The organism is Aquaspirillum sp. LM1, from assembly GCF_002002905.1.
Lineage (GTDB): Bacteria > Pseudomonadota > Gammaproteobacteria > Burkholderiales > Aquaspirillaceae > Rivihabitans.
The window spans coordinates 1,097,066-1,122,919 of sequence record NZ_CP019509.1 but is presented as its reverse complement, the minus strand read 5'-3'; the positions used below and the strand labels follow the sequence as shown (position 1 = coordinate 1,122,919).

Annotated in this window: 23 protein-coding genes and 1 tRNA gene; 15 read left to right on the top strand and 9 right to left on the bottom strand. The window is 61.9% G+C overall.

Features of this window, described 5'->3' with window-relative positions:
• The first annotated feature begins 165 nt into the window (after positions 1-165).
• Positions 166-774 (top strand): helix-turn-helix domain-containing protein, encoded by a 609-nt coding sequence (locus BXU06_RS04915; RefSeq protein WP_077297377.1) that lies wholly within the window; start codon positions 166-168, stop codon positions 772-774.
• Complete coding sequence (locus BXU06_RS04910; RefSeq protein ID WP_171982113.1) at positions 740-1,372, top strand: hypothetical protein; 633 nt, start codon at positions 740-742, stop codon at positions 1,370-1,372. Before BXU06_RS04915 ends, BXU06_RS04910 begins: the two co-directional genes overlap by 35 nt.
• Before the next feature lie 29 nt (positions 1,373-1,401).
• Here the strand turns inward: BXU06_RS04910 and BXU06_RS04905 are convergent, their stop codons facing one another.
• From BXU06_RS04905 to rluD, 3 genes are all read right to left on the bottom strand, one after another.
• The gene (locus tag BXU06_RS04905) at positions 1,402-2,850 is read right to left on the bottom strand and encodes a sigma-54 dependent transcriptional regulator (protein ID WP_077297373.1); all 1,449 of its coding nucleotides are present in this window, start codon (positions 2,848-2,850) and stop codon (positions 1,402-1,404) included.
• A gap of 244 nt (positions 2,851-3,094) precedes the next feature.
• Positions 3,095-3,184, bottom strand: a tRNA-Ser gene (locus tag BXU06_RS04900).
• Positions 3,185-3,297: 113 nt separating this feature from the next.
• Positions 3,298-4,362, bottom strand: coding sequence for a 23S rRNA pseudouridine(1911/1915/1917) synthase RluD (rluD, locus tag BXU06_RS04895; RefSeq protein WP_077297371.1), 1,065 nt, complete (start codon positions 4,360-4,362; stop codon positions 3,298-3,300).
• On the opposite strand from rluD, the gene BXU06_RS04890 reads away from it, so the two are divergent.
• Positions 4,361-5,155, top strand: coding sequence for an outer membrane protein assembly factor BamD (locus BXU06_RS04890; RefSeq protein WP_077297369.1), 795 nt, complete (start codon positions 4,361-4,363; stop codon positions 5,153-5,155). The genes rluD and BXU06_RS04890 overlap by 2 nt on opposite strands.
• Before the next feature lie 176 nt (positions 5,156-5,331).
• Here the strand turns inward: BXU06_RS04890 and BXU06_RS04885 are convergent, their stop codons facing one another.
• The 3 genes from BXU06_RS04885 to BXU06_RS04875 form a co-directional block, all read right to left on the bottom strand.
• Entirely contained in the window at positions 5,332-6,948 is a 1,617-nt protein-coding gene (locus BXU06_RS04885) for a methyl-accepting chemotaxis protein (RefSeq protein ID WP_077297367.1), read from the bottom strand.
• A gap of 712 nt (positions 6,949-7,660) precedes the next feature.
• On the bottom strand, positions 7,661-10,240 hold the full coding sequence (gene clpB, locus BXU06_RS04880; protein ID WP_077297365.1) for an ATP-dependent chaperone ClpB: 2,580 nt from the start codon (positions 10,238-10,240) through the stop codon (positions 7,661-7,663).
• 211 nt (positions 10,241-10,451) lie between these two features.
• A complete protein-coding gene (locus tag BXU06_RS04875; RefSeq protein ID WP_077297363.1) occupies positions 10,452-10,715 on the bottom strand; it encodes an acyl-CoA-binding protein in 264 nt (87 codons plus the stop codon).
• A gap of 304 nt (positions 10,716-11,019) precedes the next feature.
• On the opposite strand from BXU06_RS04875, the gene BXU06_RS04870 reads away from it, so the two are divergent.
• The 3 genes from BXU06_RS04870 to BXU06_RS04860 all read left to right on the top strand — a co-directional run bounded on the left by BXU06_RS04870 (position 11,020) and on the right by BXU06_RS04860 (position 13,206).
• The gene (locus tag BXU06_RS04870; RefSeq protein WP_077297361.1) at positions 11,020-11,202 is read left to right on the top strand and encodes a YjfB family protein; all 183 of its coding nucleotides are present in this window, start codon (positions 11,020-11,022) and stop codon (positions 11,200-11,202) included.
• A 184-nt stretch (positions 11,203-11,386) separates the two neighbouring features.
• Positions 11,387-12,064, top strand: coding sequence for a PPC domain-containing protein (locus tag BXU06_RS04865; protein ID WP_077297359.1), 678 nt, complete (start codon positions 11,387-11,389; stop codon positions 12,062-12,064).
• 95 nt (positions 12,065-12,159) lie between these two features.
• Entirely contained in the window at positions 12,160-13,206 is a 1,047-nt protein-coding gene (locus BXU06_RS04860) for a hypothetical protein (RefSeq protein WP_077297357.1), read from the top strand.
• Positions 13,207-13,296: 90 nt separating this feature from the next.
• Here BXU06_RS04860 and BXU06_RS04855 read toward each other — a convergent pair whose 3' ends face one another.
• Positions 13,297-14,655 (bottom strand): DEAD/DEAH box helicase, encoded by a 1,359-nt coding sequence (locus tag BXU06_RS04855; protein ID WP_077297355.1) that lies wholly within the window; start codon positions 14,653-14,655, stop codon positions 13,297-13,299.
• Positions 14,656-15,054: 399 nt separating this feature from the next.
• Here BXU06_RS04855 and BXU06_RS04850 point away from each other — a divergent pair, with 399 nt between their 5' ends.
• Both BXU06_RS04850 and BXU06_RS04845 read left to right on the top strand, forming a co-directional pair.
• Positions 15,055-15,723 carry a phosphoglycolate phosphatase gene (locus BXU06_RS04850; RefSeq protein WP_077297353.1) on the top strand — a complete coding sequence of 223 codons (669 nt, stop codon included), beginning with the start codon at positions 15,055-15,057 and terminating at the stop codon, positions 15,721-15,723.
• A 160-nt stretch (positions 15,724-15,883) separates the two neighbouring features.
• The gene (locus BXU06_RS04845) at positions 15,884-18,223 is read left to right on the top strand and encodes a tetratricopeptide repeat protein (RefSeq protein ID WP_077297351.1); all 2,340 of its coding nucleotides are present in this window, start codon (positions 15,884-15,886) and stop codon (positions 18,221-18,223) included.
• 93 nt (positions 18,224-18,316) lie between these two features.
• Here BXU06_RS04845 and BXU06_RS04840 read toward each other — a convergent pair whose 3' ends face one another.
• Both BXU06_RS04840 and gloB read right to left on the bottom strand, forming a co-directional pair.
• The gene (locus tag BXU06_RS04840; RefSeq protein ID WP_077297349.1) at positions 18,317-20,074 is read right to left on the bottom strand and encodes a LysM peptidoglycan-binding domain-containing protein; all 1,758 of its coding nucleotides are present in this window, start codon (positions 20,072-20,074) and stop codon (positions 18,317-18,319) included.
• 156 nt (positions 20,075-20,230) lie between these two features.
• Complete coding sequence (gene gloB, locus BXU06_RS04835; protein WP_216352540.1) at positions 20,231-20,989, bottom strand: hydroxyacylglutathione hydrolase; 759 nt, start codon at positions 20,987-20,989, stop codon at positions 20,231-20,233.
• Between the two features lie 30 nt (positions 20,990-21,019).
• On the opposite strand from gloB, the gene BXU06_RS04830 reads away from it, so the two are divergent.
• The 7 genes from BXU06_RS04830 (at position 21,020) to phoU (ending at position 25,720) form a co-directional block, all read left to right on the top strand.
• Positions 21,020-21,766, top strand: coding sequence for a class I SAM-dependent methyltransferase (locus tag BXU06_RS04830; protein ID WP_077297347.1), 747 nt, complete (start codon positions 21,020-21,022; stop codon positions 21,764-21,766).
• Positions 21,753-22,202, top strand: coding sequence for a ribonuclease HI (rnhA, locus tag BXU06_RS04825; protein ID WP_077297345.1), 450 nt, complete (start codon positions 21,753-21,755; stop codon positions 22,200-22,202). The genes BXU06_RS04830 and rnhA overlap by 14 nt, the downstream gene beginning before the upstream one ends.
• Positions 22,203-22,226: 24 nt before the next feature.
• Positions 22,227-22,940 carry a DNA polymerase III subunit epsilon gene (gene dnaQ, locus BXU06_RS04820; RefSeq protein ID WP_077297343.1) on the top strand — a complete coding sequence of 238 codons (714 nt, stop codon included), beginning with the start codon at positions 22,227-22,229 and terminating at the stop codon, positions 22,938-22,940.
• Complete coding sequence (ispD, locus tag BXU06_RS04815; RefSeq protein WP_077297341.1) at positions 22,937-23,632, top strand: 2-C-methyl-D-erythritol 4-phosphate cytidylyltransferase; 696 nt, start codon at positions 22,937-22,939, stop codon at positions 23,630-23,632. The genes dnaQ and ispD overlap by 4 nt, the downstream gene beginning before the upstream one ends.
• Positions 23,629-24,105 (top strand): 2-C-methyl-D-erythritol 2,4-cyclodiphosphate synthase, encoded by a 477-nt coding sequence (gene ispF, locus BXU06_RS04810; RefSeq protein WP_077297339.1) that lies wholly within the window; start codon positions 23,629-23,631, stop codon positions 24,103-24,105. The genes ispD and ispF overlap by 4 nt, the downstream gene beginning before the upstream one ends.
• A gap of 128 nt (positions 24,106-24,233) precedes the next feature.
• Positions 24,234-24,899, top strand: a complete 666-nt coding sequence (gene rpiA, locus BXU06_RS04805) for a ribose-5-phosphate isomerase RpiA (protein WP_077297337.1) — start codon at positions 24,234-24,236, stop codon at positions 24,897-24,899.
• A 122-nt stretch (positions 24,900-25,021) separates the two neighbouring features.
• A complete protein-coding gene (phoU, locus tag BXU06_RS04800; protein ID WP_077297335.1) occupies positions 25,022-25,720 on the top strand; it encodes a phosphate signaling complex protein PhoU in 699 nt (232 codons plus the stop codon).
• Positions 25,721-25,854: the final 134 nt, after the last annotated feature.

Here is a 25,854-nt window from a genome sequence, read left to right as displayed (position 1 = left end):
CTGTGCTGTAATGACAAAAGTGTGCGTGATGACGCACAGCGCATGCTACCCCTTGTGCGCTATTACGCACAATAGCCCAACCTGTTTTTATTTTGAGTATTTTCATGCTACCCCGCGCCATGCAGTGTCATGGGGTGGCCTGCTGAATCTGGAGCCTGATGCCTGATGAGTGCTTCCCCCACTGCCCTGGGCGACACCTTGCGTGCGCTGCGCAAGGCGCGCGGCTGGAGTCTGGACCACACCGCCGCCGCCACTGGCGTGAGCAAGGCCATGCTGGGCCAGATTGAACGCGGCGAATCCAGCCCGACGGTGGCCACGCTGTGGAAGCTGGCCGGCGGCTTGCAGCTGTCGCTGTCGCAGCTGCTGGAGCCGTCGCAGGCCCCGGCTGCGCCGCCGCGCCCGCCAGAACGGCGTGATGCCCACGCTTTGCGCCGGCAACCGGCCAGCGACGCCATGCTGGTGGCACCGGTGTTTCCTTATGATCCGGCGGTGGGGTTTGAACTGTTTGAACTGACCCTGCCCCCCGGCTACCAGCGCCTGGCTGACGCGCATGTGACCGGGGTGAGCGAATATGTGCTGGTGATTGCCGGCTGTCTGGATCTCTGGCTCAACGGTAGCTGGCAGCCGCTGAACGCGGGCCAGGCGCTGCGCTTTGCTGCCGACCAGGCGCATGGCTACCGCAATAGCGGGGCCACGCCAACCGTGTTTCATAATCTGATCCATTACGCCGGCAGCGCCCGTGCGACCATGGCAGCATCGCCAGGCGGAACTTGACCCGGTGCCCGGCAAGATCAGCAAGCAAGTGGCGCATATGGAAGCGCACCCGCACTGCAGCGTGTGCTACCACAATCTGGATGTGTTCCAGTCGGAAACCGACGCCACGCTGTATTTTTTCAATGAAAGAACCAAGCTGTCCGGTGATGTGCACACCGCCATCCGCCATGGCACCTTCAATGGTGCCTGCTCGACCATGGTGCGCCGCGAGCGCACCCCAAAACATGGCTTCAACCCGGCCATTCCCGTGGCGTCTGACTGGCTGTACTGGGTGGAAACCCTGCACAACGGCGGTGAAATTCACTATCTGGATGAAGTGCTGGGCCGCTATCGCCGCCATCACAATAATGTAACCCGCGCCAGCGCCACGCTGACCCAGAACCACATTGACCACCTGAACAGCTGCAATCTGATTCTGGCGCTGGATCTGGCTTATCTGGACGATGTGATGGTTGCCTACGGCGACAAATTATTGTCGTTGCGGCATAAAACCGCGTACTGGAAATTTTCCTGGTACAGCCTGATGCTGGCTCCCAGCCTGAAGAAGCTGGCGCGCATGGCACTGTACGGGCTGACGCTGGGACGGGTGCGCAAATAAGCGTGTGTTGCCCCCGACGATCATTGCCATCAGCCCTTGGGTTCCAGCCCGTAGCGCACCAGTTTGTTGCGCAGGCCCACCCGCGACAGGCCCAGCTCGCTGGCGGCGCGGGTTTTGTTCCAGCGGTGGCGGGTAAGGGTTTCGCGGATGATCTGGCTTTCCAGCTGGTCCAGCCGTTCTTTCAGGTCACCGCGCACGCTGCCCAGAAACGCCAGTTCTTCCTGCTGCGATTCATCGCCGGCGTGCAGCACCTGCGGCGACAGCAAGTCCGGGCTGAGCACGGCACCCTCGGCCAGCGCCAGCATGCGCTGGATTTCGTTTTTCAGCTGGCGCACATTACCCGGCCAGCGGTAGTTTTGCAGGCACACCAGCGTGGCCGGGCTGAACAGCGCGTCGGGCTGGCCAAAGCTGGCGCGCATGCGCTCAAGCAAATCCAGCGCAATCAGCGGAATATCTTCCGGGCGCTCGCGCAGCGGCGGCGTCACCACGGCAAACGGCGACAGCCGGTAGTACAAGTCTTCGCGGAAACGCCCCTGCTGCACCAGATCGGCCAGGGTGCGGTTGGTGGCCGACACCACGCGCACATCCACCTTCAGCGAGCGCGAACTGCCCACCGGGCGGATTTCGCCTTCCTGCAGCACCCGCAGCAGCTTGGCCTGAAACGCTGGCGAAGTTTCGCCGATTTCGTCCAGAAAGATGGTGCCGCCGTCAGCCTGCTGAAATAGCCCAACGTGGTCCTGATAGGCTCCGGTAAACGCGCCGCGCTTGTGGCCAAACAGCACGCTTTCCAGCAACTGCTCCGGCAGCGCCGCACAGTTTTCGCCCACAAACGGGCGCTGGGCGCGGTGGCTGGCGTAATGTAGCGCACGCGCCAGCAGCTCCTTGCCCACCCCGGATTCGCCTTCAATCAGCACGGCAATGTCGTGTATCGCCACCTTGGTCAGCAGTGTGCAGATGCGGTTGAGCGGGCTGTTGGCGGCGCGGGTGATGCTGCTCATGGCAAACGCATCCGATGCCTGCTGGCGCTTGGCCGCCACCCGGCTGCGCATCCACGGCTCGCTGGCTTTCAGCTCGATATTGATCAGCTCGTTTTCCCGCTGCAACATTCCCAGCCGCGCCGCGCCCTGCACGGTCAGCAGCAGCGCATCTGGCCGCCAGGGCTTGAGCAGGTACTGGTAAATCCCGGCTTCGTTGATGGCGGCAATGATGTCGGCGTTGTCGGCGTAGCCAGACAGGATGATGCGCGCCACCTCAGGCCAGCGCTCGCGGACAATTTTCAGGAACGCCACCCCGGTCATGTCCGGCATGCGCTGGTCGCTGATCACCACATGGACAAACTCGCTTTGCAGGATGGCCAGCGCGTCGTCGGTGCTGGCGGCGGTAAATACTTCAAACGCTTCTTCCAGCGTGCGGCGCAGGGTTTCCAGCGAACGGATTTCATCGTCCACAATCAAGACAGCGGGCAGGGTGGTGGACATGGCGCCTCCGGGGGACAGCAAGAAGAGGGGGGTATTATATCGGCGGGGGCGGGATTGGGTATGGGTGTGTCGTTGTCACTGCAAAAGCGCCGCCGGCTGGTTGGCTGTCCATGGCGTTGGCGCTTTTTGCCCTAGCCCTGGTGCTATCCTGCCCATTTGACACGGGGCTGTCCTGGCCACGACACCACACTGACCAGATCAAAACAAAACCCCCTTGATTGCTCAAGGGGGTTTTGTTTTGATCTGGCGGAAGCGGTGAGATTCGAACTCACGGGGGACTCACATCCCCGACGGTTTTCAAGACCGCTGCCTTAAACCACTCAGCCACGCTTCCGGGTAAGAGCGTCGGATTATAAAACCCCCGCGCCGGTTTGGCTAGGGGGAATGCCAGATGGCAGCAACAGCACTGCCGGAGCCTGCGCCAAGACGGGTTTTGCCGCGCGTTTGTTACTCCTCGCGGGTGTAGATGATCTCCCAGCCATCGTCGTCGCCGTCATCCTCGTCGTCGTCCAGGTCCGGCGCGTGGTGAGCGTGGCCAGCTTCGGCACGCAGTACCGCCAGCAAGGCGCGGATATCGGCAGGCAGGCGGGATTTCCATTCCAGCGTTTCGCCCGTCGCCGGATGCACCAGCGCCAGCCGGTAGGCGTGCAGCGCCTGACGGCCCAGCAGCGCCACCGCCTCGCGGGCGGTATTGCTCATGGCGTGGCGCGGATTGCCATACAGCGGATCACCCGCCAGCGGGTGCCCGGCTTTTTGCATGTGTACGCGAATCTGGTGGGTGCGGCCAGTTTCCAGCCGGCATTCCACCAGGGTGTGCGCCAGCAGGCGTTCAACCACTTCCACATGGGTGACCGCCGGCTTGCCACCAAAATTCACCACGGCCATTTTCAGCCGGTTGCGTGGGTCGCGGCCAATGGCGGCGTCGATGGCACCGGACTGGCGCACCAGGCCGTCGGCCACGGCGCGGTAATGGCGCTTGACCGTGCGCGCCTGCAACTGGCGCACCAGGTCGGTTTGCGCCAGCTGGGTTTTGGCCACCACCATCAGGCCGCTGGTGTCCTTGTCCAGCCGGTGCACAATGCCGGCGCGCGGCAGCTGGGTCAGGCTGGGGCAGTAGTGCAACAGGCCGTTGAGCAGGGTGCCGGACCAATTGCCGGCCGCCGGGTGCACCACCAGCCCGGCGGGTTTGTCGATCACCAGCAGGTGTTCGTCTTCGTAAACCACCGGGAACGGAATGTCCTCGGCGGTGAATGCGCTGATCTCTGGCGGGGGCGGGGCGTCGAGCAGAATCTGCTCGCCACCGTACATCTTTTGCTTGCCCAGGGCGGTTTCGCCGTTGACCAACACGTGGCCGTCCTTGATCCATTGTTGCAGCCGTGAGCGCGAATACACCGGAAATAAACGGGCAAGAGCGGCATCCAGCCGCTCGCCTGCCAATTCCGTCGGTATCTGGACGACACGGTTTTCGGATAAGTCGTTATAATCTTCGGAACTGTCGTAAGGATGGCTCATGAAAAAAATCGTTGCTGCAATGCTGATGGCGGCAGGTCTGGTGGCATGTTCGTCCACCAAGGGACCTGCTGATGAAACGCGAGGCTGGCCGGTAGAAAGACTCTACGGCGAGGCCCGCGACGAATTGAACAGTGGCAATTATACGCGCGCTGTGCAGCTATACGAAACGCTGGAAGCGCGTTTTCCGTACGGACGCTTTGCGCAGCAAGCGCAAATGGACCTCGCGTACACCCATTTCAAGGATAGGGAAGCCCAACTGGCGCTGGCGGCGTGCGACCGTTTCATCAAACTGCACCCGGCCCACCCCAACCTGGATTACATCTACTACCTGAAGGGCCTGGTGCATTTCAACGAAGATGAATCGCTGCTGACCCGCTGGACCGGGCAGGATTTGTCCGAACGCGATCCGCGCGCCGCGCGCGAGTCGTTCCAGGCGTTTCGCGAGCTGATTACCCGCTTCCCGCAAAGCCCGTATGCGGAAGACGGCAAGAAAAAAATGGCCATCCTGGTGGACGCCATGGCCGCCAATGAAATGCACGTGGCGCGCTATTACATGAAACGCAAGGCGTACCTGGCGGCGGTCAACCGCGCCCAGGCCACCATTCGCGAGTTTGCCGACGCGGGTTACACCGAAGAAGCCTTGGCGCTGATGGTCACCGCCTACACCGAGCTGAAACTGCCGAAACTGGCCGAAGACAGCCAGCGGGTGCTGGTCACGAGCTACCCGAACAGCCGCTATCTGAAATCGCCCTGGGTGTATCAGGATATGCCGTGGTATCAGTTCTGGCGTTAAGGAAGCGCTGATTGATTCAGAAAAATCGTTTTTGCCAAAAGCAACACCCTGGATTCCCGCCTTCGCGGGGATGACGATTTTTTCAGCGTTTCCTTAAGCGCTGTCCGGCAGCCATCATGAAAAAGCCCTGAGCCATCAGGGCTTTTTCATGGCTTTCATGGCTCAACGTTCATGACTCAGGTACGAAAGCCACGCACCGAGGTTTGCAGGCTGGCGGCCACGGCGTGCATTTCGCTGCTGGCCAGCGCCGCCGCCTGCACCGCCGTAGCGGTGTCGCCAGCGCCACGGGCAATCTGCTCAATACGCTGGGCAATGTCGTTGCTGGCCAGGCTTTGCTCTTTCAGCGCCAGGGAAATATCGTTGACCGTGGCCACCACCTGATTGGAGTGGCTTTCGATGGTGCCAATCGCCTCGCCGCCTTCACGCGCCAGGGTCACGCCATCGGTCATCCGCTGCACGGCGGCGTCCATGCTGGCACGCGACTGGCCGGACAAGTGCTGGATATGGTGAATTCGGTCAGTAATTTCCCCGGTGGCCTTGGCGGTGCGTTCCGCCAGCTTGCGCACCTCATCGGCCACCACGGCAAAGCCCCGGCCTTGTTCACCAGCGCGGGCAGCTTCAATCGCGGCGTTGAGCGCCAGCAGATTGGTCTGGTCGGCCACGTCACGAATCACCCCGACAATCGAACTAATCCCCCCCACGTCCTGCACCAGCGTGGTCAGCGTATGCGATGCAGCCTCCACCGAACCATTGATCTCGGCCATTTCCTCGGCGGCACGGCGCACCACCTGACCACTGTCATGCGACTGCTGGCCGGCATTCTGGCTGATATCGCGCGCCTCGCCGGCATGGCTGGCAATTTCATTGATGCTGACGGTCATCTGCTCTACCGAGGCGGCCATGGCCGAGGCCGATTCGCTCTGGCTCTGGGCGGCGGTGGACAGATGCTCGACATGGCCGGACAAGCCCTTGGACATGTCCATCAGCCGGTTGGCCTGCTCGGCTACCTGGCCAACCATGGTGCGCAGCTGGGTTTGCATGCTGGCAATGGCGCTGAGCAAGCCCTGGCCGCGCTCGATGATCGGGGTATTCAGGTTGCCGCTGGCAATGCTGGCCACCACTTCGGCGGCATACACCGGTTCGCCGCCCAACTGGCGGACAATATTGCGCGCAATCGCCATGCCGGCCAGCAGCAAGAGCAGCGTACCCAGACCCATGATCACCAGCAGATTGATGGCCGACTGCCAGATTTCGCGGTTGATGTCTTCAATATGCTGGCCAGTGCCTACCACCCAGTGCCACCGCTGGCTGCGCAATACCTTGGAGATTTTTTCAGTTTCGTCCGAGTCACCTGGCTTGATCCAGTCATACGATGCCAGCCCACTGCCATCGGCCACCGCCTTGGCAAACAGCTCGCCCAGATTCCGCCCCTTGGCGTCTTTCAGCTTGTACACGCTGGTGCCGTCCAGCGCCGGCTTGAGCGGGTGGCCCACGTAATTGAGCTGGGCGTCAAAAATGAAAAAATAGCCATCCTTGCCGTAGCGCGATGCCATCACCGCCCGCTTGGCCTGCGCCTTGGCGTCAGCTTCGCCCATCTGCCCCTGGCTGGCCGCTTCTTCATAGTGACGGATGATGTACAGCGCGCTTTCGGTCAGCGTGGTCAGCTTGTCCACGCTGGCGGCGCGCAAGGCCAGGTATTCCGAGCGCAGCACCATGCCGCCCAGCGCCAGAAAGCCCACCACGGCCAGGATCACCAGGGCCAGAAGTTGTGTGCGTACAGACAGGTTTTTCATCGGGAGTCAGCTTCCGGCAGTGCGGCGCAGCCACTGGCCAGCACAAGCTGAACCGGCGCGCCAGCAGACAAATAAATGAACAAAGGTTTAGTATTATAGCCCAACGTATACTGCCATGTCATGAGCTATCACAACAGCAGAAACTGGCGGAAATTTGTGCACCCTGCCAGCCCCTTAAGCCAATGCGGCGGTTGAAATGCTCCGCTCAAGGCCGGACAGCAGCATGACAATTAAAGCCACACATGGAAAATGGGCTTTATCCAGTGCAGGAGTAATATACTTGAATTCATAAAACATTGAAAATTAAAGAAATTTTTTGTTTTATCGGGTTTTGCATCTTTTCTTGTCTGAACAGATGATGGACATTTCCATACTATCATCAGCCAAGCTTAACGCAAGCTTAACCGCAACAGTTGCGGATAATATATTCCAGTGAAATAAATTTCAAGCATATTATGCTATTATCCATTCACATCATGGCATTCAATATCAGCAGGTCAACGTCACCGCCGCGCGGTGGGCGCTGCCATCAGCCGCACCTAAGGATACGCTGATTTATTCAGAAAAATCGTGTTTGCCAAAAGCAAAACCCAGCAAAATCAACCTCCTGGATTCCCGCCTTCGCGGGAATGACGATTTGTTCAGCGTATCCCTAAGATGAAAAAAGCCCTGCCAGACTGGCAGGGCTTGCACGGCGCGGCGTATCGCTGACTCAGGCAAACACCAGCTTGTTGTGCTGGGCGTCGATACGAATGACTGACTTGGGCGCATAACGACCAGCCAGAATCGACTTGGCCAGCGGATTTTCGATTTCGCTCTGGATGGCCCGCTTGAGCGGACGCGCACCATACACCGGGTCGAAACCCGCTTCGCTGATCAAGGCCAGTGCAGCGTCGCTGACCTCCAGCTGCAGCCCCATCGCCGCCAGACGTTTTTCCAGATGCTTGAGCTGGATGCGGGCAATCGAAGCAATGTGCTGGCTGTCCAGCGCATGGAACACCACCACTTCGTCAATCCGGTTGATGAATTCCGGGCGGAAGTGGGTGCGCACTTCGCCCATCACCGCCAGTTTGACCAGTTCGTAGTCGTCGGTGGCCATGGACTGAATCAGCTGGCTGCCCATGTTCGAGGTCATCACCACCACGGTATTGCGGAAGTCCACCGTGCGGCCCTGGCCATCGGTCAGCCGGCCATCGTCCAGCACCTGCAACAGAATGTTGAACACGTCCGGGTGGGCTTTTTCCACTTCATCAAGCAGGATCACGCTATACGGCTTGCGGCGCACCTGTTCGGTGAGATAACCGCCTTCCTCGTAGCCCACATAGCCCGGTGGCGCGCCAATCAGCCGGGCCACCGAATGCTTCTCCATATATTCCGACATGTCCACGCGGATCATGTGTTCTTCGCTGTCAAACAAAAAGCCAGCCAGCGTCTTGCACAGTTCGGTCTTGCCCACCCCGGTCGGGCCGAGAAACAGGAAGGAGCCATAGGGCCGGTTCGGGTCGGACAGGCCGGAACGCGAACGGCGGATGGCATCGGCCACCACGCGCACGGCTTCGTCCTGGCCGATCACCCGCTGGTGCAGCACATCTTCCATTTTCAGCAGCTTTTCGCGCTCGCCGGACAACATTTTGGACACCGGAATCCCGGTGGCGCGGCTGACCACTTCGGCAATTTCCTCGGCACCTACCTGGGTGCGCAGCAGGCGGTTGCTTTTCTGGCCAGCCGGGTTTTCTCCAGCTTCGGCGGCTTTGAGCTGGGCTTCCAGTTGCGGCAGCGTGCCATATTGCAGTTCGGAAACTTTTTGCCAGTCGCCCTTGCGGGTGGCGTCTTCCATGTCAGTACGCAGCCGGTCGATCTGCTCCTTGATCGTTTGTGCGCCCTGCACGGCGGCTTTCTCGGCCTTCCAGATTTCTTCCAGGTCGGAATACTCCCGGTCAAGACGGCGGATTTCGTCTTCAATCAGGCTCAGACGCTTTTGCGAGGCTTCGTCCTTTTCCCGGCGCACGGCTTCGCGTTCAATCTTGAGCTGGATCAGCCGGCGTTCCTGCTTGTCCATCGCCTCCGGCTTGGAGTCGATTTCCATCCGGATCCGGCTGGCGGCTTCGTCAATCAGGTCGATGGCCTTGTCCGGCAGAAAGCGGTCGGTGATATAGCGGTGGCTCAGTTCAGCGGCGGCGACAATTGCCGGGTCGGTGATGTCCACTCCGTGGTGGATTTCATACTTCTCACGCAGGCCGCGCAGGATGGCGATGGTGTCTTCCACGCTCGGTTCGCTGACCTGCACTTTCTGGAAGCGGCGCTCCAGCGCGGCGTCCTTTTCGATGTACTTGCGGTACTCGTCCAGCGTGGTGGCCCCCAGGCAGTGCAGCTCGCCGCGCGCCAGCGCCGGCTTGAGCATATTGCCAGCGTCCATCGCACCTTCGGCCTTGCCGGCTCCCACCAGGGTGTGGATTTCGTCGATGAACACAATGGTGTTGCCTTCATCCTTGGCCAGCTCGTTGAGCACCGCCTTCAGCCGCTCTTCAAACTCGCCACGGAATTTGGCCCCGGCCAGCAGCGCAGCCAGATCCAGCACCAGCAGCTTCTTGTGCTTGAGGCTTTCCGGCACTTCGCCATTGACAATGCGCTGGGCCAGGCCTTCGACAATCGCCGTTTTGCCCACCCCCGGCTCGCCAATCAGCACCGGGTTGTTCTTGGTGCGGCGTTGCAGCACCTGGATGGCGCGGCGAATTTCATCATCGCGGCCAATCACCGGGTCAAGCTTGCCTTCGCGGGCGCGAGCGGTCAGGTCCAGCGTGTATTTGTTCAGGGCTTCGCGCTTGCCTTCGGCGTCCTGGCTGCCCACCGTATCGCCGCCGCGTACGGCGTCGATTGCCGCCGTCAGCGCCGGCAGGCTGCCGCCCTGCTCTTTCAGCAGCCGGCTGGTTTCGCCCTTGTCTTCGGCCAGCGCCAGCAAGAACAGCTCGCAGGCAATGAATTGGTCGCCGCGTTTGCTGGCGGCCTTGTCGGTGAGATTGAGCAGGTTGAGCAGGTCGCGGGAGACATTCACCTCGCCCCCGGTACCCTGCACCTTGGGCATGCGCTCCAGCGCGGCGGCCAGCGCCTGGCGCAGGCGCGGCGCATTGACCCCGGCGCGGGCCAGCAGGCTGGCAATGCCAGAGTCGGCATCGTCCAGCATGGCCGCCAGCAGGTGTTGCGGTTCGATGTACGCGTGGTCGTTGCTCAGGGCCAGGCTTTGTGCGTCGGCCAGGGCTTGTTGGAATTTGGTAGTCAGTTTGTCTTGACGCATGGTTCTGCACCTCCAGAAAGTTTTGTCAAGACGGTATTTGTGGGGCAATGCGGGCTTTTCAAGCCCTGGTGATGCAAAGCTTTATCCGCAACACAAGCACATTGGCATCAATTTTGCCGCTTGAGCGCAAACGCCACTGCATCCGGCTTGAAGTGTCCGCCACGGGGTGCCAGCCCGTGGCCCCCTGCCGCAATGCCCGCGTGCCGGGCAATCAGCTGCGGCCCAGTTGCTGGTTGGCAATGTCCAGATAGCGTTCCATCGCAGCCTGGCTGGATTGCCCGCGCACCCGTTCCCAGGCGTCGTATTTGGCACGATTGATAAAGTCCATCATGCCCGGACGCTCGCCGCTGACATCGCCGGCGGTGGCTTGCTTGTACAGCGCGTACAGCTCCAGCAGGGTGGCGTTGTCCGGACGTTCCGACAGTGATTTCAGATCAATCTGGGCTTGTTCAAAACGGGTTTGCAGCTCGCTCATGCCGTGTTCTCCTGATGAAAATAGCGTGGCCATGTCGCCGATAACTGTCCAGCGAAAGGCGTATCCTGATAATAACCTGCCCGGTGCGACCGGGAGGCTGCAGCCTGACTGTAGCGTAGTCAATGCATGCAGTCAAACTAACGTTTGAATTAATGCTGTGCAATTAAAAACAAACCCCTGTGGGTATTGCCATCAAAAATTCTGCAAATTAGGTAGTTCTACGATTGCACTTTCTGGCAAAAGCGCGTGCAATCCATCCTGAGCCTGTTCTTGTCGAGCAGGTGTCTACACTTTGGAGTCCATCATGAGTCCCGCCAGCGTTTCTTCTGCCCCGACTGAAGTCCATCAAGCCGCCAGCATCTTTGCGCTGAAAAAATCGCAAGATCTGCAAGCCCAATCAGTTGCCACCCTGCTGAACTCGGTGGCCACCCCGCCGGCAGCGTCCAACCCGCTGCATCTGGGTGCCAATGTGGATGTGCGCGCCTGATCCACTCAGCACCCCCACTCATCTGAGCTGAATAGGAAGGAGTGGGATTGCCCGACGCCCGGCTGCCTGCAGCCGGGCGTTTGCGTCTGTTCATGCCCCCCGTCGCACAGGTACACTCTATGATCCGACACAGCAAGGGCTGCAGGGCCAGCGCGCCACCGTGGCTCGACAGGAGAACGTATCGATGCGCCAATCATTCTGGCTGATGGCACTGGCCGCGCTGACCAGCGCCACCGCTCAGGCCCAGGACAGCACTCCGGCACTGCAGGTGATTCCCTTGCAGCGCCCCAGCGGCGCAGCCGCCGCGCCGGTCAAATCGGCCACGGCCACACCGGTGACCGTCACCGCCAACCCGACGCAGGACGCTGCCAACGCCAGCCCGACTGCCGCGGCTGCCCCCGTTATCGCTCCCGCTCCAGCCGCTGCCCCTACGGCAGCTGCGCCCTCGCCCACTGAGCCTGCCAGCCTGGATACGCCACCAGCTGCTGAAGCCAAAAAACCCGCGCCCAAGCCCCGGCCAGTCAGCAAACCTCGCCCGGCCAACAGCGATGGCTCGTTGCGTATCAACCTGGGGCAAACACTGTCTGGCAGCCTGAGTGGCAGCACCAGTCGCAGTTACCGGCTGAGCGCCAAGGCTGGGGCCAAGGTGCGCATTGAAGTGACCGGCAAGGTGGCGCTGGCTTATTTTTCGGTGATCCAGCCGGATGGCAAAACCATTCAGCCCGTGGAAACCCGTGGCTGGCTGGGCGAATTGCCTGATGATGGGGATTACACCATCAAGGTGTATCTGTACCGTGATGGGGCAGGTAGCGAAGGCAAACCGGTGGATTACCGCTTGCGGGTGCTGCCGGTCTCACGCTGAGGCTAGCCGGCAACGACGCCAGCATGCAAAACGGGTTATGATGCCACGAGAATGGTCAATTATCCGGATTTCACCCTGCACCCTGGAGTCTTACCATGTTCCCCATACCGTCTTATCGATTCTCCCCCTCGCGCCTGCTGCTGGCGGGCCTGACCCTGGCGCTGGCCAGCATGGGCCAGCCGGTGCTGGCGGCGGGCAGCGGCTATGCCGGCAGCTTCAGCGCCACCCAGGCCTGTGCGGCCACGCTGAACCAGCCCAAAGCGGGCACGCGGGCGCGTAATCCGGATCAGGCCCGGCTGCAGCCGGGGGTGGCGTATCCGGTGATCGACGCCAGCGCAGCCCGCACACCGGGCTGGTACCGCATCCAGCTGCCCTATGTGCAGCCGTCCGGGCGCTGGGTGTCGGCGCAGTGTGGCAAGGGCATTCTTACCGCCACGCCGGCCCCCTCCACCCCAGCCACACCCAGCACCGCCAGCCGTTGCACCACCCCCGGCCTGGCCGATGGCAATGTGTTTGCCGTCAGCTGGCAGGCGGCATTTTGTGAATCGCACAAGACCAAGCCGGAATGCGCCGCGCCGAGCGAATGGGCGGCAGGCAATTTCACCCTGCATGGCTTGTGGCCCAATCTGAGCAGCTGTGGCACGCATTATGGCTTTTGCAGCGCACAAGCCCAGGCCAAGGCGTTTTGTGATTACCCGGAGCCGGCCATTGCGCCGCCCACCATGGACCAGCTGAAAAAGGTGATGCCCAGTGCGGCAGCCGGCTCCTGCCTGCAGCGCCACGAGTGGTTCAAGCATGGCACTTGCCAGACCGAATGGGATGCCGACGGTTATTTTGCCACCGCAATCAAGTTGACCGAGGCATTCAATCAATCCGGAATCGGCCCGTTCATGAGCGCCAATCGCGGTTTCAGCATTCCCACCCAGGATGTGTTCGACGTGATTGACCAGGGCTTGGGCCAGGGGGCGCACAAACGGATGAAATTCATCTGCACCCCGGATGGCATGCTGGTGGACATTTACATGAACCTGCCGGCACATATTCCACCGCAGGCTACCTTGCGCGAATTGTTGCAGGCTGGTCAGGAAGGGTTTTCGTCCAATTGTGGCAACACGCTGAAAGTGGACGTGATGACGCATTGAGGGCGTAAAAAAACCGGCAGACACCTGGAAAACAGGTGCTGCCGGTTTTTTGCGCTGGTGCGCCATTGGCCACGCCAGCGCAGGCCTGGCTCAATGATGACGTGAGGTCGGCTTTTTCGGCGTGCGTGCCTGGCCCTGGCCAGCCGGACGCGGGGTGGCCGACGGCGCGCGCGGTGCGCCAGGACCACCGTGGTGACTGCCCTGGCCGCCACCACTGCGCGGCTGACCGCCACCGGAACGCCCGCCACCACCACCGCCGCCACGCGGGGCATTACGGCCATTCGGAATAGGCTCGGCCTGGATGCGCGGGTCTACTTCAAAGCCCGGCACCTGGCTGCTGGGCAGCGGACGGCGAATCAGCTTCTCGATATCCACCAGCAGCTTGTTTTCATCGACGCAGACCAGCGAAATGGCTTCACCTTCGGCACCCGCGCGACCGGTGCGGCCAATCCGGTGCACATAGTCTTCCGGCACATTGGGCAGCTCGAAGTTCACCACATGCGGCAGCTCGCTGATATCAATGCCACGGGCGGCGATATCGGTGGCCACCAGCACTTGCAGCTCGCCGCTCTTGAAACCGGCCAGCGCCTTGGTGCGCGCCGACTGGCTTTTGTTGCCGTGAATCGCTGCCGACGGAATGCCGTCTTTTTCCAGCTTTTCTGCCAGGCGGTTGGCACCGTGCTTGGTGCGGGTAAACACCAGCACCTGCTGCCAGTTATGCTCTTGAATCAGGTGCGACAGCAGGTCGCGCTTGCGTTCGCGGTCTACCCGGTACACTTGCTGGCGCACACGGTCGGCGGTGGCGTTGCGCGGTGCCACTTCAATCAGCGCCGGATGGTCGAGCAGACGGTCGGCCAGTGCGCGGATTTCATCAGAAAACGTGGCGGAAAACAGCAGGTTCTGCCGTTTGGGCGGCAGTTTGGCCAGCACCTTCTTGATGTCATGGACAAAGCCCATGTCCAGCATGCGGTCGGCTTCATCCAGCACCAGGATTTCCACGCTGTTCAGGTCCATGGTGCCTTGCGACAGATGGTCGAGCAGCCGGCCCGGGCAGGCCACCAGAATATCCACCCGCTTTTTCAGGCGATCGACCTGCGGGTTCATGCCCACGCCGCCAAACATGACCATTGAGGTCAGTTTCAAATGGCGCGAGTAGTCGCGCACATTTTCTTCCACCTGGGCGGCCAGTTCACGCGTGGGGGTCAGAATCAGCGCCCGAATCCCCGGACGGGCATTGGGCTGGGCCGGGGCGGTGGTTGACAGGCGCTGCAGGATCGGCAGGGTAAAGCCGGCGGTTTTGCCGGTGCCGGTTTGCGCGCCGGCCAGCAGGTCACCCCCGCTGAGCACTGCCGGAATGGCCTGAAGCTGAATCGGAGTGGGTTCCGTGTAACCAAGCTCGGCCACGGCACGGACGATGGGGTCGGACAACCCCAGTCGGGAAAAAGGCATGCAAACAACTCCAGCCGCCGGCGGATAACGCAGGCGGAAGACAAATACTAGGGCGGGGACCTTGCCGGGGTGCGTGGATATAAGCCATCCGTAACATGACCGGTCGCCAAACGACCAGACCATGCGCGGCTTTTGGCACCCCGAACATCCATACACTAAAAGCGAAATGGTTCGCGATTATAGCGGATAGCACAGAAACTAGGTGAAAACACCTAATCTCTGTCATGTTCACGTATAGAACAAAGCGGGTCATCTTAACATGGGCGCGGCCCAGTGGTCTGACCATATTGCGGTGTTTGTACCACACTGACACGGCATCCGGCGTATGTCCATCGCTGGCTTGCCCTGTCGGACAGACACAGGCACCATGCAGCCTTGCCTGATTCTGGAGCTCCGCCCATGTTTGCTACCCCGATTCGCGCCATCGCCTTTGACCTGGACGGCACCCTGGTGGACAGCCTGCCCGACCTGAGCCGCGCCGCCAATGCCGTGCGCGCCGAGCTGGGTCTGCCGGCGCTGGCCGACGCCCGCGTGCGCAGCTTTGTGGGAGACGGTGCCGCCATGCTGATGGCGCGCACCATCCTCGACAACCCAGACGCCAGCGTGGACGATTCCCCGCTGCAAACCCGCGCCCGCACCGCGTTTCAGCAGCACTACCTGGCCACCCTGAGCACTGGCACCCAGCTGTATCCCGGCGTGCACGACGGGCTGAGCGCGCTGGCTGAGCGCGGCCTGCCGCTGGCCTGCGTCACCAACAAGCCGATGGTGTTCACCCAGCCACTGCTCCTGGTGCTGGGGTTGAGTCACTATTTCAGTCTGGTGTTGGGCGGCGACAGCCTGGCCAGCAAAAAACCCGACCCGCTACCGCTGGTGCATACCGCCCGGCAGTTTGGCGTGGCCCCAGCCGAGCTGTTGATGGTGGGTGACTCCAGCAACGACATCCTGGCGGCCCGCGCCCACGGCTCGCCAGTGCTGGCCGTCAGCTACGGTTACACCGAATCGGTGGCGGCGTTACAGGCGGACGGGGTGATTGACAGCATTGCCGAGATTGGCTCGCTGTTGGGTTAAATAGCAGGGCCATGGTCCAGGACAAGCAGATTGAGACGGCCCTTGGAAACGCGCTGATTGATTCAGAAAAATCCAGCAAAATCAAAACACTGGACTCCCGTCTTTGCGAGAATGACGATTTTTTCAGCGTTTCCTCAGAAACAGATGATGAGCACCGCTTATGAGCACTGCAGCCACACACGCCCCGACGGATTCGTTCGAGTTTGATCACGCGTACCAGCAGGCGCAAGCCGCCCTGCAAGCCGGCAACTGGCCTCTGGCGCGTACGCGCCTGACCACGCTGCGGGAGACATTGCAAAGCACAAATGCCGATCCACGCCAGCAAGCCGCCTGCCTGGCACTGCTGGGGCGGGTACACTGGAAGGCGCTGGATCTGGCTGCCAGCCAGGCGTGCTGGCAACAGGCGCTCCGCCTGGAGGCACAGCCAGCGTGGCAGGGCTGGCTGGCCGAAGCCGAACAACTGCTGGCACGTCAGGCCAGCGGCGCGCTCAGCCTGGCCCAGCCACCCAGTGCTGAACTGCCACAAGCCATCAGACTGGCGCATCAGCAGGCCTTGCTCACCCCGAACTCGGTGGAGGCCCTGTGCCGGCTGGGTACGGTGCTGGTGGTGCACCAACGCATGGCAGAGGCTGCGGCGTATTTCGAGCGGGCGCTGGCGCTGGCACCGGAGCATGCTCAGGCGGCCAATAATCTGGGCCACTGCTATCTGCAGCAAAAGCGCTATGTGGCTGCCCGGAATCTGCTGCAGCACACCCTGGCACGCCATCCGGACGATCTCCATGTGCAAATCAACCTGGCCAATGCACTGGCACAATGTGGCGAACTCGATGACGCGCTGGCCATGCACCAGCGGGTATTGCAGCGCCAGCCAGACGATAGTGCCACCCTGGTGAATCTGGCCACCCTGCAGATTCGCCGTCAGGCGTTTGCCTCGGCACAAGGCTATCTGGATCAGGTATTGTCCCGCCAGCCAGACCATCTGGACGCCTTGTCTGCCCAGGTTGATGCCTGGCGTTTCCAGCACCAGTTTGAGGCGGCGATTGCCCTGCTGGAGCAGTTGGCCGCGCGCCAGCCAAACGTCGCCGTCCACCCACGCCGTTTGGGTTCGGCACTGCGCCAGCTGGGCCAGCACACCGCCGCGATTGCCGCCTATCAACAGGCGCTGGCGCTCGATCCTGGCGACAGCGACACCTACAGCAACCTGCTGCTGACGCTGCAATATGCACCGGGTTATTCCCCTGAGGAAGTGTTTGACTGGCACCGGGGCTTTGGCCTGCGCTATGAACGTCCCTGCCCGACGCCGCGCCGGCATGACAACTTGGCCAATCCGCAACGCCGGCTGCGGGTAGGCTGGGTGTCTGGCGACTTTAACTCGCACCCGGTGGCCTATTTCGTGTTACCGGTGTGGAGTGAACGCCATCGCCAGCAGTTTGATTGCATCGCCTACGACACCAGCCTGAATCCGGATGCCGTCACCGAGCAGTTGCGGCCACTGGCCGATGTCTGGCGTCGGGTGCGTGGTGCCACGTCCATGGAACTGGCCCGACAGATTCAGCAGGATCAGATCGACATCCTGATTGATCTGTCCGGGCATACCGGCGGCCACCGGCTGCTGACCTTTGCCCATCGCCCTGCGCCGGTACAGGTGAGCTGGCTGGGCTATGCCGACACCAGCGGGCTGAGCCGGATACACTGGCGCATCAGCGATGGCCATGGAGACCCAGCCGGGGCAGAAGCGCGCTATACCGAACGGCTCTGGCGGCTGCCCGAGGTGTTTTGCTGCTACCGGCCCATGGTGCGCCAGCCGGCATTGCGTCACCGCGCCGACTACGCGGTGCAGCCCACCCCGGCGCTACAGCATGGCCAGATAACGTTTGGCTGCTGTAACAACTACGCCAAGATCACCAACGACATGATTGCGCTGTGGTCACAGCTGCTGCATCGCGTGCCTGGCTCGCGCCTGCTGCTGGAACTGGCCGGCATCCAGCACGGCCAGGCCCGTGCCGAGCTGCAAGCGCGTTTTGCCCAGCACGGCATTGCCGCCGCACGTCTGCAGCTGGAAGAGCGGGATTCCCGCTGGCAGTATCTGCGCTACCACCAGATTGACATTGCCCTCGACCCGTTTCCGGCCAATGGCGGCACCTCCAGCTGCGATGTGCTGTGGATGGGCGTGCCGCTGGTGACGCTGGCAGGGACACGGTTTGTCTCGCGCATGGGCGTGAGCCTGCTGCATGCCGTGGGCCATCCGGAGTGGGTGGCGCAAGATCAGGCAGGCTATCTGGACATCGCCGCCAGGCTGGCGGCGGATATCCCGGCGCTCAACGCCATCCGCCTGGCACTGCGCAGCGAGATGGAAGCCAGCCGGCTGATGGATGAAGCGGGTTTTACCCGCCAGTTTGAAGCGGCTTTGCGCGGCATGTGGCAGGCCTGGTGCGCGCAGCAGACTACACCGCTGCCCAGCCAGAGTGACCAGAGTGATGAAGCAAAAATCGGTGGGTAAAAATAGCCTGGGCCGGACAGGAAAACCCTCCTGTCCGGCCCAGTCACACCGCCCAATCCGGGCGGCAATGATGCGTGATGGTGCGAGCCCGGCTTAACGGCCACCCGTCCACAAGGTGAGCTTGAAGCCTGGCTGCAATCGGGCCAGCGACTTGGTCTGGTTCCATTTTTTCAGATCGTCGTGGTCGATATTGAACTTGCGGGCGATGCTGAACAGGGTATCGCCCTTTTGCACCACGTATTCCTTGCGGGTTTCGCGTGGTTCGGGCTTGCTGGCTGGCTTGGCGCTGGCCACGGCACTGCTGGCGCTGCCCTTGACGGTGAGCGTCTGGCCCAGCTTGATGGCCTCGTCGTCCAGGCGGTTGAGGGTTTTCAGCTCGGCCACGCTGAGGTTGTAGCGGCGGGCGATGTTGTACAGGGTGTCGCCAGCGGCCACGGTGTGCCGGCTGACGCTGCTGTCAGGGCTGCTGGCGGTTTGTGGCACCAGGGTGGCTGCCACCCGACGGGGCGCATCTGCCCGCTCGGGGCTGGCGCTGTCGCCCACCACGGCGACGGGCCGGCTCAACTCAGAGGCAGCAGCAGTGCGGACTGGCATATCGCTGACAGCGTCTTTGGCCGCCGCAGCTGCCAAGGTCACTGGTGTGGCAGCAGCCAGGCGCGCCACCGGCGCCGGGCTGGCCAGGGTATCTGGCGTGGTGTCGGTGTCAGCGCTGATTGTCAGCGTGCTGGCGCTCGGCGTGGCCGCCGGGTTCAGTGCCGCCAGCACCAGTGGCTGGCCCGGTGCAATGGCGTTGCTTGCCAGGCCATTGACGCTGCGCAGGCGTTCGAGGGTCATGCCGTAGCGCTGGGCCAGTTCTTCCACGCTGTCACCCGGCTGGGCGGTATACACCTGCCACGACAGCAGTGGTGCCTGATAGGCGGCCAGGTTTTTTTCAAACAGCTCGGCCTTGGTGGCCGGAATCAGCAATTGACGGCCCGGCTTGTGGGCGTAGATCGGACGGTTGAATGCCGGATTGAGCGCCTTGAATTCGTCCATCGGCATCTCGGCCAGCTTGGCCGCCACGTCCAGATCCATATGCTTGCCGGTGCTCACCGCCACAAAATACGGACGGTTGTCGAACTTATCCAGCTTCAGGCCAAAGCGTTCCGGTTCGGCCAGAATATTGCGCACGGCAATCAGCTTGGGCACGTAGTTGCGGGTTTCGTTAGGCAGGCGGATGGCGGAAAACTCTTCTGGCAGGCCCTTGGCGCGGTTTTTTTCCAGTGCGCGGCTGACATTGCCCTCACCCCAGTTGTATGCAGCCAGCGCCAGGCTCCAGTCGCCAAACATGGCGTAGAGGTTTTCCAGGTAGTCCAGTGCAGCGCTGGTGGCACCCAGCACATCGCGGCGACCGTCGTACCAGAAGGTTTGCTCCAGGCCGTAGTGGCGACCGGTGGCCGGCATGAACTGCCACAGCCCGGCAGCCTTGGCGCTGGACACCGCGCCAGGATTGAAGGCGCTTTCCACCAGGGGCAGCAGGGCAATTTCGGTGGGCATGCCGCGCCGCTCGACTTCGTTCATGATGTGAAACAGATAACGTTTGCTGCGGTCGAGCGTGCGCTTGAGGTATTCTGGCTTGGCGCTGTACAGGCGTTCGTGGCGACGCACCAGCTCGCTGTCCACTTCGGTCAGCTGGAAGCCTTCGCGCACACGCACCCAGACATTGTCACCATTGCGCAACAAATGCGCATTACTTTGCATCAACTGCATGCCGACCTGCATCGGCTGGCTGGGGTCATTGGGGGCGTCGTCGGCGTGAGCGACAGAAAAGGCCAATGACAGTGCCAGGGCGAGCGGGGCAAGGGGCTTCATGGCAAAATAACCTTCATTTTCGAGTTGCAGCGATGCTAGTTTTCCTGAGCAAGGCTGTCAACCCATAAAAATCAATCGTTTTGCGCATTTTGCCAAAATATTTCCCATCAGCCCCAGCAGCGTCTGCCCTGGCGGTGAGTCACATGCCAAAATCATTCAAAACCGGTTTTTCCATTCACGCAAGGCGGTGAATGTCTGCAGGTCAGTGTCCAGCGGCGCGTAGCCCGCATCGGCCAGCGCCCGGCGCACGGCGGGTTGCGCTACCCGCAAGAATGGATTGGTCTGCTGCTCTTCTGCCATCCGGCTGGGCACGGTAGGCAGCCCGGCAGCGCGGCGGGCCTGGTCGCGCAGGCGGCGGGCGCTCAGCGCGGCATTGTCAGGCTCAATCTGCCCGGCAAACTGCTGGTTGGACAAGGTATATTCATGGCTGCAATACACGAGGGTATCGTCGGGCAGGCTGGCCAGCCGGATCAGCGAGGCGTACAACTGGGCTGGCGTGCCATCAAAAATCCGCCCGCAGCCACAGGCAAATAGCGTGTCGCCGCAAAATACCGCCCCCGGCAGCAGATAGCTCAGATGGTGGCGGGTGTGTCCTGGCGTGGCCCAGACAGTCAGCGTCTCTGGCCAGCCCGGCGGGGCAATCTGGTCGCCTTCATCCACCGGATGATCCACCCCGGCCAGCTCGCCTGGCCCGTAAACCGGCGCAGGATGCGCGGCCAGCAGGCCGGCCAGGCCGCCAATATGGTCAGGATGGCCATGGGTCAGCACCACCCCGGCCAGAACAAGCTGCTGCTCGGCCAGCCAGGCGCAAATAGGCCCGGCATCGCCAGGGTCAACCACCAAGGCATGCGTCGGGGTGTGCAAAACCCAGATATAATTGTCGTTGAAGACTGGAACGGGAGAGATTTTCAGCATGATGAAACCGTTTCAAACGGAGGGACCGGCATGCCGGAACTGAGCCAATGGCTGCATACGCCGCTTGGCCACTATGTGATGGCGCGCGAACAGGCTTATTTTGACCGGGCGGTGGCCGATGTGTTTGGCTACCACGCCGTTCAGCTTGGTCTGCCGGACCACCCGCTGCTGCGGGAAAACCGCATGCCCTGGCGCTGCCTGGCCGGCAATCATGGCCCGGTGGACCTGCTGTGCGATCCGGTGGCCATGCCGTTTGCCAACCAGAGCATCGACCTGCTGCTGCTGCCCCACGTGCTGGATTTTACCAGCCATCCGCACCAGGTGCTGCGTGAAGCCGAACGGGTGCTGGTGGCTGAGGGGCGGGTGATCCTGACCGGCTTCAATCCGTTCAGCCTGTGGGGGCTGGCGCGGCGGGGCAAGCCGGACAGCTTGCCGTGGCAGGCCAATTTCATCGGGCTGAACCGGCTGAAGGACTGGCTGCAGTTGCTGAGCCTGGAGCCGGCTGGCGGGGCGTTCTTGTGTTATGCGCCGCCGTTTGAGCGGGAAAGCTGGCTGCAGCGCTGGCGATTCATGGAAGATGCCGGCGACCGCTGGTGGCCGCTGGCGGCTGGCGTGTATGCCATCGAAGCGGTCAAGCGGGTGCGCGGCATGCGCCTGCTCACCCCGCGCTGGCGGCTGCTGACGCCCGCCCCGCTGGCCAGCAGCGCCGCCCGTTCCAGCCGCCGGGGCGTGTTGCCACCGGCGGTGACCCGAAAGAACAGGCATGAGCACAGCTGATATTGTCGAGATTTACACCGATGGCGCCTGCAAGGGCAACCCTGGCCCAGGCGGCTGGGGCGCGCTGTTGCGCTACAAGGGTGCCGAAAAAGAGCTGTGGGGCGGTGAAAACGACACCACCAACAACCGCATGGAGCTGCTGGCGGTGATCAAGGCGCTGAACTGCCTGAAACGCCCGTCGGTCATCCATGTATACACCGACTCGCAGTACGTGCAAAAAGGCATCAGCGAATGGATTCATGGCTGGAAGGCGCGTGGCTGGAAAACCGCCGCCAAGGCCCCGGTCAAGAATGCCGACCTATGGCAGTTGCTCGACAGCGCACAAAGCACCCACCAGATTGACTGGCGCTGGGTAAAAGGCCACGCCGGCCATGAATTCAACGAACGGGCCGACGCCCTGGCCAACCGTGGGGTGGACGACACCCTGGGCGGCTAACCCGGAATCACACCAAGGTTTTTCATGCGTTACATTATTCTCGATACCGAAACCACCGGCCTGAACCCGCGCACTGGCGACCGGCTGGTTGAATTTGCCGGGCTGGAAATGGTCGGGCGCAAGCTCACTGGCCGCTCGCTGCACCTGTTTGTCCACCCGGAACGCGACATCCCGGAAGAAGCCTCGCGCATCCACGGCATCACCCTCGACCAACTGGAAGGCCAGCCGGTGTTTGCCGGTGTGGCAGAGCAAATCAGCGACTTCATTCGCGGTGCCGGGCTGATCATCCATAACGCCCCCTTCGACATGGGCTTTCTGGATATGGAGTTCACCCGGATTGGCCTGCCCAGCGCCAGAAGCCAGGCGGGCGAAGTGATCGACACCCTGGCCATGGCCAAGGAACAGTTTCCCGGCAAGCGCAACAACCTGGACGCCTTGTGCGACCGCTTTGAAGTGGACCGCTCCAACCGCACCTTCCACGGCGCGCTGATCGACTGCGAACTGCTCTGCGAGGTGTATCTGGCCATGACCCGTGGCCAGGAAAGCCTGTTGATGGACATCGAGCCCATCCAGTCCGAACGCGGCGGCCCGGCACTCAGCCTCAGTGGCGGCACACGCCCCAAGGTGCAGTTGGCCAGCGCCGAAGAAACCGCCCTGCATGAAAGTTACCTGGACGGCCTGGACAAAGCCGTCAAGGGCAGCTGCCTGTGGCGGAAAACCCCGCCGGAGTCGGCATGAAGCCACGCTGCGTGGTGCTGGTGCCTGCGGCAGGCAGCGGCAGCCGCTTTGGCCAGCCCACCCCCAAACAATACACCGCACTGGCTGGCCAGCCGCTCCTGGCGCACACCCTGCGCACCTTGTGCGCCGAGCCCAGGGTGGATCAGGTCTGGGTGGTCATCAGCCCGGAAGATGACTGGTTTGACCAGTTTGACTGGCCCGACGCCAAGCTGGGCGTGCTGCGCCATGGTGGGGCCACTCGCGCCGAAACCGTGCGCAACGGCCTGGCCGCGCTGGCGCTGGCCGACGACGACTGGGTGCTGGTGCACGACGCCGCCCGCTGCTGCCTGCCGGCAGATGCGCTCACCCGGCTGATTGACACGCTGGACACCGACCCCTGCGGCGGCCTGTTGGCGCTGCCGGTGGCCGACACCCTCAAGCGCGACGATGGCCAGCAGGGCGTGGCCGCCACCGTGGCCCGCGATGGCCTGTGGCAGGCGCAAACCCCGCAGATGTTCCGCTACGGCCTGCTGGCGCGCGCGCTGGCCGCCGGTAGCGGGGCGGAGATTACCGACGAAGCCTCGGCCATCGAGCGCCTGGGCCGGCAGCCGCGTCTGGTGCGCGGTGATGCGCGCAATTTCAAGGTGACCTATGCTCAGGATATCCGGCTGGCCGCCGCCCTTCTGAGCACACACAAGGATGACATGGCATGATTCGCATTGGACAGGGCTGGGACGTTCACCGACTGGTGGAAGGCCGACCGCTGATTCTGGGTGGGGTGACCGTCCCGCATGACAAAGGGCTGCTGGGGCATTCCGACGCCGATGCCCTGCTGCACGCCATTACCGACGCCCTGCTGGGGGCGGCCGGGCTGGGCGATATCGGCAGCCATTTTCCGGACACCGACCCGGCGTTTCATGGCGTGGACAGCCGCATCCTGCTGCGGGAAACCGTGGCCCGCCTGGCGCGGCGCGGCTGGAAAGTGGTGAATGTGGACAGCACGGTGATTGCCCAGCGCCCCAAGCTGGCCAGCCATATTCCGGCCATGCGTGCACACATCGCCACCGATTTGCGCCTGGATATGGACGCTGTGAACATCAAGGCCAAAACCAGCGAAAAACTCGGCCATCTGGGCCGGGAGGAAGGCATTGCCGCGCAGGCGGTGTGCCTGATTGAAAAAGCGTGATACGCACGCGCCTGTGCCCCGGCTGACCAGCCCCGGATCAGGCATGTACTTTGCCACGCTTATGTGATAATACCGCTCTGCCGCAGCACCTGCTGTGACGGACCACCGAAGTCAACAGCGAGACCACCATGACCACCCTGACCCAAGACGACAAAAAACGCGCGGTAGCGCGCAAGGCGATTGATTTTGTGCCGGATAACGCATTGATTGGCGTTGGCACCGGGTCTACCGTGAATTTCTTTATCGACGAACTGGCGCGCATCAAGGGACGGATTGACGGTTGCGTGTCCAGCTCCGACGCCTCCACCGCCCGGCTGAAGGCGCACGGCATTCCGGTGTTCGAGCTGACCAATATTGGCGAATTGCCGGTGTATATCGATGGTGCCGACGAAATCAACCACTCGCTGCACATGATCAAGGGGGGTGGTGGCGCGCTGACCCGGGAAAAAATCGTGGCGGCGTCGGCCCAGGAATTCATCTGCATTGCCGACGAAGCCAAATATGTGGCCAAGCTGGGCACCTTCCCGGTGGCAGTGGAGGTGATTCCGATGGCGCGTTCGCTGGTGGCGCGCGAACTGGTGCATCTGGGCGGGCATCCAGAATGGCGTCAGGGCTTTGTCACCGACAATGGCAACCTGATTCTGGACGTGCACAATCTGGAAATTCTCAAGCCGGTAGAGATGGAAACCGCCATCAACCAGATCCCCGGCGTGGTGTGCTGCGGCATCTTTGCCCGCCAGCACGCCCATGTCTTGCTGCTGGGCACCGACTCAGGGGTGAAGGAAATCCGCTGATTCAGCATGAAAATCATGTTTTTGTGCCCGCAAGCGGGCACAAGTGATGTTCCCTTCATGAAAAGTTCATACAGGGTCGGGACAATTGCACATTCACCGAACCTCATTCCCAGGAATCCACCATGGCAGAGCATATTTCCAAGCAGTTTGATCTGGAGCTTGAAACCATCCGCACCCGCGTGTTGCAGATGGGGGGGTTGGTCGAGGCGCAAATCATCGGCGCAATTGACGCGCTGATGTCATCCGACATTGCCAAGCTGGACAAGGTGATTGCCGAGGACGCGCTGGTCAACGCCATGGAAGTCAGCCTGGACGAAGAGTGCCAGCACATCATCGCCCGCCGCCAGCCTGCTGCCAGCGACCTGCGCATGGTCATTACCGTGATCAAGACCATCACCGATCTGGAGCGCATTGGCGACGAAGCGCAAAAAGTGGCGCGCATGGGCAAGCTCATCCTGCTGGCCGACCGCGTACACATGCCGCGTTTTCGCGAAATCCAGAAAATGGCCGAAGTGGCGCTGAGCATGCTGCGCCGCGCACTGGATGCCTTTGCCCGGCTGGACGTGGCCGGCGCGCTGGATGTCACCCGCCAGGATCGCAAGCTGGATGACGAATTTGACGCCAATTTCCGTCAGCTGGTGACCTTCATGATGGAAGATCCGCGCGCCATCTCGATGTCGATCGACACCATTTTCATGTGCAAGGCCATCGAACGCATTGGCGACCATGCCAAGAACATCTCGGAATACGTGGTGTACTTGGTCAAGGGCAAGGATATTCGCCATACCGCACTGGAAGACGTCGAGCACATCGATCTGTAATGCGTCAGGCGCCTGACTGCGCTTGCCCAGGCCGCCCGTTTTGCGGGCGGCTTTTCGTTAAGACAGGTTTCCCGTTATCATGACAAGCCATGATTTGCCGTCGATGGCCGCTGGCGGGCTTGCCTTCCCGTCAC